The organism is Pseudomonas sp. WC1 (genome assembly GCF_050586565.1).
In the GTDB taxonomy this organism is placed as follows: Bacteria; Pseudomonadota; Gammaproteobacteria; order Pseudomonadales; family Pseudomonadaceae; genus Aquipseudomonas.
This window is the reverse complement of the sequence record NZ_JBOBDQ010000063.1, coordinates 25,200-33,853: the sequence shown is the minus strand read 5'-3', so window position 1 is coordinate 33,853 and position 8,654 is coordinate 25,200. Positions and strand designations below refer to the sequence as shown.

7 protein-coding genes are annotated in these 8,654 nt (G+C 64.1%); 3 read left to right on the top strand and 4 right to left on the bottom strand.

The genetic code is table 11. From position 1 onward, the window contains the following. Positions 1 to 1,481, bottom strand: a 1,481-nt coding sequence (gene glpK / locus ACQ4OD_RS22715; protein WP_430944966.1) for a glycerol kinase GlpK, incomplete at its 3' end; no start/stop codon positions are given. 79 nt (positions 1,482 to 1,560) lie between these two features. Next, on the bottom strand, positions 1,561 to 2,412 hold the full coding sequence (locus ACQ4OD_RS22710; RefSeq protein ID WP_102684758.1) for an MIP/aquaporin family protein: 852 nt from the start codon (positions 2,410 to 2,412) through the stop codon (positions 1,561 to 1,563). Between the two features lie 305 nt (positions 2,413 to 2,717). Here ACQ4OD_RS22710 and ybaK point away from each other — a divergent pair, with 305 nt between their 5' ends. Then, positions 2,718 to 3,188, top strand: a complete 471-nt coding sequence (gene ybaK, locus ACQ4OD_RS22705; RefSeq protein WP_430944965.1) for a Cys-tRNA(Pro) deacylase — start codon at positions 2,718 to 2,720, stop codon at positions 3,186 to 3,188. A 98-nt stretch (positions 3,189 to 3,286) separates the two neighbouring features. After that, positions 3,287 to 4,066: a PhzF family phenazine biosynthesis protein gene (locus ACQ4OD_RS22700; RefSeq protein ID WP_139669263.1), complete on the top strand. Its 780-nt coding sequence runs from the start codon at positions 3,287 to 3,289 to the stop codon at positions 4,064 to 4,066. Between the two features lie 77 nt (positions 4,067 to 4,143). Here ACQ4OD_RS22700 and ACQ4OD_RS22695 read toward each other — a convergent pair whose 3' ends face one another. After that, positions 4,144 to 5,253, bottom strand: coding sequence for an ABC transporter ATP-binding protein (locus ACQ4OD_RS22695; RefSeq protein ID WP_139669265.1), 1,110 nt, complete (start codon positions 5,251 to 5,253; stop codon positions 4,144 to 4,146). After that, a complete protein-coding gene (gene argF / locus ACQ4OD_RS22690; RefSeq protein ID WP_198755607.1) occupies positions 5,250 to 6,170 on the bottom strand; it encodes an ornithine carbamoyltransferase in 921 nt (306 codons plus the stop codon). The genes ACQ4OD_RS22695 and argF overlap by 4 nt, the downstream gene beginning before the upstream one ends. Before the next feature lie 364 nt (positions 6,171 to 6,534). On the opposite strand from argF, the gene ACQ4OD_RS22685 reads away from it, so the two are divergent. Further along, on the top strand, positions 6,535 to 8,643 hold the full coding sequence (locus tag ACQ4OD_RS22685; RefSeq protein WP_430944964.1) for a molybdopterin oxidoreductase family protein: 2,109 nt from the start codon (positions 6,535 to 6,537) through the stop codon (positions 8,641 to 8,643). Positions 8,644 to 8,654: the final 11 nt, after the last annotated feature.

Genomic DNA, 8,654 nt, shown 5'->3' with positions numbered 1-8,654 from the left:
CAGTCGCGGGTGCGATCGACAGCCTTGCGCCAGCCCTTGTACAGCTTCTCTTTGGCCGTTTCGTCCAGTTGCGGGCTGAACTCGCGCTCGATGATCGCCTTGTCGCGCAGCTCGTCCAGGCCGCTCCAGAAACCGCAGGCCAGGCCCGCCAGGTAGGCCGCGCCCAGCGCTGTGGTTTCGCGCATTTTCGGACGCTCGACGCAGGTGCCGAGAATGTCGGCCTGGAACTGCATGAGGAAGTTGTTGGCCACCGCGCCACCGTCCACACGCAGTTCGGACAGGCGCTGGCCGCAGTCCTGCTGCATGGCGTCGAGCACGTCGCGGGTCTGGTAGGCGATCGACTCCAGGGCGGCACGGATGATGTGATCGACCTTGACGCCACGGGTCAGGCCGAACAGCGCCCCCCGGGCATACGGGTCCCAGTAGGGCGCGCCCAGGCCGGTGAAGGCCGGCACCAGGTAAACGCCGTTGCTGTCCTTGACCTTGCTGGCGAAGTATTCGGTGTCGTAGGCGTCGTTGACGATCTTCAGTTCGTCGCGCAGCCACTGCACGGTGGAGCCACCGTTGAAGACCGCGCCTTCGAGGGCGTAGGCCACTTCGCCACGCGGGCCGCAGGCGATGGTGGTGAGCAGGCCATGGGACGACTGCACCGCCTTGTCGCCGGTGTTCATCAGCAGGAAGCACCCGGTACCGTAGGTGTTCTTGGCCTGGCCGGGCTCCACGCACATCTGGCCGAACAGGGCCGATTGCTGGTCGCCGGCGATACCGGCGATGGCGATGCCGCTCTTGGTATGGCCGTAGACTTCGGACGACGGACGAACCTGGGGCAGCATCTGGCTTGGGATGCCGAGGATATCGAGGAGCTTGTCGTCCCATTGCAGGCTGTGGATGTTGAACATCAGCGTGCGCGAGGCGTTGGTGTAGTCGGTGACATGCACCTTGCCGCCGGAGAACTTCCAGATCAGCCAGGTATCGATGGTGCCGAACAGCAGCTCGCCACGCTCGGCGCGTTCACGCACGCCCTCGACGTTATCGAGGATCCACTTGAGCTTGGTGCCGGAGAAGTACGGGTCGGTGACCAGGCCAGTGGCCTCGCGGATGTACTGCTCATGGCCGTCACGCTTGAGCTGGGCGCAGATCTCGGTGCTGCGCCGGCATTGCCAGACGATGGCGTTGTACACCGGGCGCCCGGTTTCCTTGTCCCAGACGACGGTGGTTTCGCGCTGGTTGGTGATGCCGATGGCTGCGACCTGGGCGTGGCTGATGCCGGCCTGGGCCAGGGCCTCGACCATGGTCGCGCTCTGGGTGGCGAAGATTTCCATCGGGTCGTGCTCGACCCAGCCCGCTTGTGGGTAGTGCTGGGCGAACTCACGCTGCGAGGTGCCCACCACGTTGGCGTCGCGATCGAAGATGATGGCGCGCGAACTGGTGGTGCCCTGGTCCAGGGCGATGATGTAGTTCTTGTCCAGGGTATCGGTCATGTCGGTGGCCTTGCACGAATATGGGAGTAGGTCAGGGCGTGGCGGGCGCCGGACTTGCGGTCCGGGCCCGGCGCTGGCATCAGGAAACCTGGGTGTCGCCCTGAGGATTATCGTCTGTCTGCTGGGTCACGGCTTGTGTCGTCGGCAAGTTGCGGGCGATCAGCCCGCGGTACAGGGCCGCGCCCAGGCTGGCACCGAGGATCGGCGCGAACACCGGTACCAGGAAATACGGAATATCGCGCCCGCCGGTGAAGGCGATTTCGCCCCAGCCGGCCAGGAAGGTCATGAGTTTAGGCCCGAAATCGCGCGCCGGGTTCATCGCAAAGCCGGTCAGCGGGCCCATCGCGCTACCGATCACGGCGATCAGCAGGCCGATCAGCAGGGGGGCGGTGGCGCCGCGGGGCAGGCCATTGTTGTCGTCGGTCAGGGCCATGATCACCGCCATCAGGATGGCGGTAATGATCACTTCGACCAGGAAGGCCTGCCCGGTGGACAGCGCCGGATGCGGGTAGGTGGAGAACACCGAGGCCAGCTCGAGACTGGCCTGGCTGCCACGCAGCATGGCGTGGCTTTGTTCGAAATCGAAGAACAGGTTGCTGTACAGGAAGTACACCAACGCGGCGCCGCAGAATGCGCCGCACACCTGGGCGAGCATGTAGAACGGCAGCTTGCGCTTGTCGAAGCCGGCGAACACGGCGAGCGCAATGCTGACCGCCGGGTTCAGGTGCGCGCCGGACACGCCTGCGGTGAGGTAGATCGCCATGCTCACCCCGACCCCCCAGATGATGCTTATCTCCCACAGGCCAAAGCTGGCACCGGCGACCTTGAGCGCGGCGACACAGCCGGTACCGAAGAAGATGAGCAGGGCAGTGCCGAGGAATTCGGCCAGGCACTGGGCAGATAGCGTGGGTTGTCGTAGAGCAGTCGTCATGTATGACCTCGGTTCTTGTTGTTGTGAGGCGCTGGGCGCTCGACAGCAAAAAGCCCGGAGTCGATCCCCATTGACGCCGGGCAGGTACAGGAAGCGCACCTTATAGGTGCACCATTTATTCATAAACGAAAAAATATAGACAAGAAACGCTGATGTCAAAGGTCGAAAATGAACGCATGGCCACATTCTGACTGCCATGCCGCGCCGTGAATCCCTGGCCGCTGCTCTAGCCTGGGTCGTGCACTGGCTGCCCCGGCGGATTTACCCTAAAGTACCGAGCGACTTATGATCGCATGGAGCCGTTGATGACCCCCGCCCTGGACCTGCTGAAAAAGGCGCGTGCCGAGCACCGCGTGCACAGCTACGAACATGATCCTAAATCTGCGTCGTACGGCCTGGAAGCGGCGGAAAAGCTCGGCCTTGACCCATTGCGGGTGTTCAAGACGCTGCTTGCCAGCAGCGAAAAAGGCGAGCTGCTGGTGGCGGTGGTGCCGGTGGGCGGGACGCTCGATCTGAAGGCGTTGGCCCATGCGGCCGGCGTGAAGAAGTGCGAGATGGCCGACCCGCAGGCTGCCCAGCGTGCCACGGGCTACCTGGTTGGCGGGATCAGCCCGCTGGGGCAGAAGAAGCGCCTGCGCACCTTTATCGACCAAACCGCGAAACAACATGAAACGATTCATGTGAGCGCTGGCCGCCGTGGCCTCGAAGTGGAGCTGGCGGCAACGGTGCTCGCTATCCACACCCAGGCACAGTTCGCCGAGATCGGCCGCGGTTAACATCTGTACTGATTGAAAATCCACGACGCTGTCACTGTCGGCCGCTGGCGGCATGTTGCATGCTCGGGCGGTTGACAGCCCAATACAGGAGTCGTGGCATGCAGTTGCATTATCATCAGGTGGACGCCTTCAGCGATCGCCCTTTTGCCGGCAACCCGGCCATCGTCTACTGCCTGGAACAGTGGCTTGACGGCAGGCTGATGCAGCAGATCGCCGCCGAGCACAACCTCGCCGAAACCGCGTTCGTGGTAGCTGAAGGCGCGGGGTATCGGATCCGCTGGTTCACTCCTGGCACCGAGGTGCCCTTGTGCGGCCACGCCACCCTGGCCAGTGCCCACGTGCTGTTCGAGGTCTATGGCGTAGACGCATCGCACCTGGATTTTCACTGCCAATCCGGCCGGTTGGGCGTCAGCCGTGAGGGCGGGCGCCTGTGGCTGGACTTCCCACGCGTCGACCCGCAGCCGCTGGCCGAGCCGGTCGCGGTGGCCGAAGCGCTGGGCTGTGAGGTTCGGGAGGTTTACCAGGCCCGCGAGCTGCTGGTGGTGCTCGGCTCGGAGCAGGCGGTGCGCGCCTGCAGGCCGGACATGGCGGCGCTGGCCCGCTTGCCGGGGCCGGGGGTGATCGTGACGGCGCCGGGCGAAGAGCATGATTTCGTGTCGCGCTATTTTGCGCCGGGTATCGGTATCCCTGAGGATCCGGTCACCGGTTCAATCCACTGCTCGCTCATTCCTTACTGGGCGGCACGCCTGGGCAAACCGCAGCTGCACGCGTTCCAGCGCTCGACACGCGGTGGCGAGCTGTTCTGCCGGCTGGAAGGGGAGCGGGTGAAGATCGGTGGACAGGCCCGCCTGGTGGCCTCTGGTACTTTGAGGGTGTGATGCAAAGCGATGAGGGCAAGCGCGCCCACGCCTGCGACAGGGCGTGGGAGCGGGCTTGCCCCGCGAGCTGTCGAACCTCAGAGCGCCGAGCTGATGCGACGCACGCCGTTCTCCTGGCGCGGTAGCTGCGCAGCAACGCTACCGGGGACCGGGAACAGCACGAGATGATCGGCGGCCACGGCGATGCCGACGTCCTGGCCGAGCGAGTGGTCGTTGTGGCTGGGGAAGATCGCTTCTAGCTGGCTGCCGGTGGGAAGCTGCAGGCGATACAAGGTCGAAGCGCCGAGGAAGCTTTTGCCGATGACCTGTGCCCGTAGCGTGCTGTCGGGGGCATGGATGATATCGTCGGGGCGCAACAACACGTCCACCGAGCTTCCGGGCGCCATGGTATAGGCCCGGTTGCCGCGCAGCTCGCCGAGTTCGGTGGTCACTGCCTCGTGGCTGCTCATCTGGCCGCGAATGAAGTAACCCTGGCCGATGAAGCTGGCGACGAACGGCGTTTGCGGCTCGTGGTAGAGGTTGTAGGGCGTGTCCCACTGCTCCAGGCGCCCCTCCTTGAACACCCCCACGTGGTCGCTGACGGCAAAGGCTTCTTCCTGGTCGTGGGTGACCAGGATGGCGCTGGTGCCGCGGCTCTTGAGGATGTCGCGGACCTCATGGCTCAAGCGTCGGCGCAGCTCCACGTCGAGGTTGGAGAAGGGTTCGTCAAGCAACAGCAGCTGTGGCTTCGGTGCAAGCGCCCGGGCCAGGGCCACGCGTTGCTGCTGGCCGCCCGACAGCTCGTGCGGGTAACGGCCGCCGAGGCCAGCCAGCTTGACCAGTTCGAGCATCTCCTCGATCACCATGGCCTGGTGCGGGTGCTTGCCGATGCCGAAGGCGATGTTCTGCGCGACGGTCAGGTGGGGGAACAGCGCGTAGTCCTGGAACACCATGCCGATCCGGCGTTTCTCCGGCGCCAGGGTGAACCCGGCGCGGGAGATGACCTCGCCGCCCAGCTGGATCTCGCCTTCGTGCACCGGCTCGAACCCGGCGATGGCGCGCAGCGTGGTGGTCTTGCCGCAACCGGAGGACCCTAGCAGGCAACCGATGTCGCCCGCGTTGAGGTGCAGGTTGAGGTTCTGGACGATGCGCTGGTCGCCATAGCCGCAGGCCAGGTTGCGCAAGTTGAGCAGTAGCTGTTGACTCATGCGTGGTGGTAAGCCGGTTCTACAAGGAATTCCAGAAGGGCCTTCTGCGCATGCAGGCGGTTCTCAGCTTCGTCCCAGGCGACCGAACGGGGGTCGTCGAGCAGGTCCTGGCTGATCTCCTCGCCACGGTGGGCGGGCAGGCAATGCATGAACAGGGCGTCGGGTGCCGCCAGGTCGAGCAGTTCGCGGGTGACCTGGTAAGGCGCGAAATGCGCCAGGCGCCGTGCAGTTTCCTCTTCCTGGCCCATGGAAGTCCAGACATCCGTGGTCACCAGGTGGGCGCCGCGAACAGCTTCCTTCGGGTCGCGGACGATCTGCACGCGGTCGCCACCCAGTTGCAGGAAGCGCGGATCGGGCTCATAGCCTTCGGGGCAGGCGATGCGTAGCTGGAAATCGAACTGGATGGCCGCCTCGATATACGAGTTGCACATGTTGAAGCCATCGCCGACCCACGCCACGGTCTTGCCCTGGATTGCGCCGCGGTGTTCGAGGAAGGTCTGCATGTCGGCCAGCAACTGGCAGGGGTGTGATTCGTCGGACAGGCCATTGATCACAGGTACCTTCGAATGGGCGGCGAACTCGGTGAGGGTGCTGTGGGCGTGGGTACGGATCATCACCGCGTCGACCATGCTCGACAGTACGATGGCGCTGTCGGCGATCGGCTCGCCGCGGCCCAGTTGGGTGTCGCGCGGCGACAGGAAGATCGCCTGGCCGCCAAGCTGGATCATGCCCGCTTCGAAGGACACTCGGGTACGGGTCGAGGATTTCTCGAAGATCATCCCCAGCACGCGGTTCTTCAACGGCTCGAACAGCACGCCTCGTTTACGCAGGTCCTTCAGCTCGATGCCGCGACGGATCACGCCGAGCAATTCGTCAGCGGTGAAATCCAGCAGGGAGAGAAAGTGCCTAGCGCTCATGATTGACTACCTTATCTGCAACGTTTTGCAGGTCGACCGTATGGGTTTTGTTGACAACGGGAGTGACCTGCGGCGTAAGCCGCACGGGGCGGACGGAATAGGGAAAGGCGCAATACTATAATTAAATGTCGCCTGAAACCAAGAGGGGAAACAGCGCCTCTGTGTCAAAGGGTGTCGTAAGCCTTTGGCGAGCAGCTGTTTTTTATTTGCTACAGAGGTTGTACACGGCTTACCTCGATTTTGGCAAATTCGTCGTCGCGAATCGTCGGCCTGATGTCTCCCGATTCATGCCGCGAAGCGCGCTGGCATGCCCGGTAGGTGCGGCGCATAGTCGAACCTTGCGAACAACAAGGCAGAGGCGGCCATGACCAAGACCCTGCATCACCGAGCCTGTCACCTGTGCGAGGCCATTTGTGGCCTGAACATCGAAGTTACCCATGGGGCGGAAGGGCCGCCGCGGATCAGCTCGATCAAGGGCGATCCGCAGGATCCGTTCAGCCGCGGCCATATCTGCCCGAAGGCGGTCGCCCTGCAGGACATCCAGGAAGACCCTGACCGCTTGCGCCAGCCTCATCGGCGCATCGGTGACCAGTGGCAGGCGATTGGCTGGGATGAGGCCTTCGCCTTCGCCGCAGAGCGGCTGTGGGCGGTGCAGCAGGCCCATGGGCGCAATGCTGTTGCGGTCTACCAGGGCAACCCCAGCGTGCACAACTATGGCTTGATGACCCACAGCAATTACTTCCTCGGCCTGCTCAAGACCCGCAACCGCTTCTCGGCCACGTCGGTGGACCAGCTGCCGCAGCACCTGACCAGCCACCTGATGTACGGCCATGGTCTGTTGCTGCCTATCCCGGACATCGACCACACGCAGTTCATGCTGATCCTTGGCGGCAACCCCCTGGCTTCCAATGGCAGCATCATGACCGTCCCCGACGTGGAAAAGCGCCTGAAGGCGCTCAAGGCCAGGGGCGGGCAGCTGGTGGTGGTGGATCCGCGGCGCAGCGAGACGGCGTTACTGGCCGACCGGCACCTGTTTATCCGCCCCGGCGGCGACGCAGCGTTGCTGTGTGGGCTGTTGCATACCCTGTTCGTCGAGGGCCTGGCCCGTGGCTCGCACTTGCCGATCAATGGCTTGGAGCAGGTGCGCGAGGCGATCCTGCCGTTCGATGCCGCCAGCATGAGCGCGTTGTGCGGCATCCCGGCCGAGGACATCCGCCGATTGGCGCGGGACTTCGGCGCTGCCGACAAGGCCGTGTGCTATGGCCGGATGGGGGTATCGACCCAGGCCTTCGGTTCGTTGTGCCACTGGTTGGTGCAATTGATCAACCTGGTCACCGGCAACCTTGATCGAGTGGGTGGTGCGTTGTGCACCGAGCCGGCTGTCGATCTGGTCGCCAGCACATCGGGTGGCCACTTTGACCAATGGCGCAGTCGTGTCTCGGGATTGCCCGAATATGCTGGCGAGCTGCCGGTCTCGGCCTTGGCCGAGGAGATCCTCGAGCCCGGTGACGGGCAAGTACGGGCGTTGGTGACCGTGGCCGGCAACCCGGTGTTGTCCACGCCCAACGGGCGGCGCCTGGACCAGGCGCTGGCCGGCCTGGAGTTCATGCTCAGCATCGACCTCTACATCAACGAGACCACGCGTCATGCCGACCTGATCCTGCCCTCCACCTCGGCGCTGGAGAATGATCACTACGATTCCACCTTCAACCTGCTGGCGGTGCGCAATGTCACCCGTTTCAACCGGGCGATCCTGCCCAAGCCGGAGGGGGCACTGCATGACTGGGAGATTTTCGTGGGCCTGGCCGAAGCCTTTGCCCAGCGTGCGCAGGCCGAGCTCAAGGCCACCCTGCCACCGGCACGGATGATCGACTTTGCCTTGCGCAGGGGCCCTTATGGTGACGAGTCGTCCTGTAAGCTTTCCCTGCAGAGGCTCGATGAACACCCCCACGGCCTGGATCTAGGACCACTGGCGGCCAACCTTGCGCCGCGCTTGCGCACGACCAGCCGCAAAGTCGAAGCCGCACCGGCGGTGCTGCTCGGTGATCTGCAACGCCTGGCCCGGCAGGCAGCGCCGACGGTGGGCCAGTTGTTGCTGATCGGCCGCCGCCATGTGCGCAGCAACAATTCGTGGATGCACAACTATCATCGGCTGGTCAAAGGCAAACCGCGGCATCATCTGTTGATGCATCCGGAGGATCTGCGCCACCGTCAGTTGGTGGACGGGCAGATGGTGCGAATCCGCTCACGCACCGGCGTGATCGAAGTGCCTGTCCAAGCCAGCGAGGAGATGATGCCAGGAGTGGTCAGCCTGCCCCATGGCTACGGTCACGGGCGCCAGGGCGCGCGCTTGCAGGTAGCCAGTGCACAGCCAGGAGTGAGCGCCAATGACCTGACCGACGAGCACTTGCGTGATGGCGTATCCGGCAACGCCGCCCTCAATGGCGTACCTGTGCAAGTGGAGGCCGCCTGAGCATCGGCAAG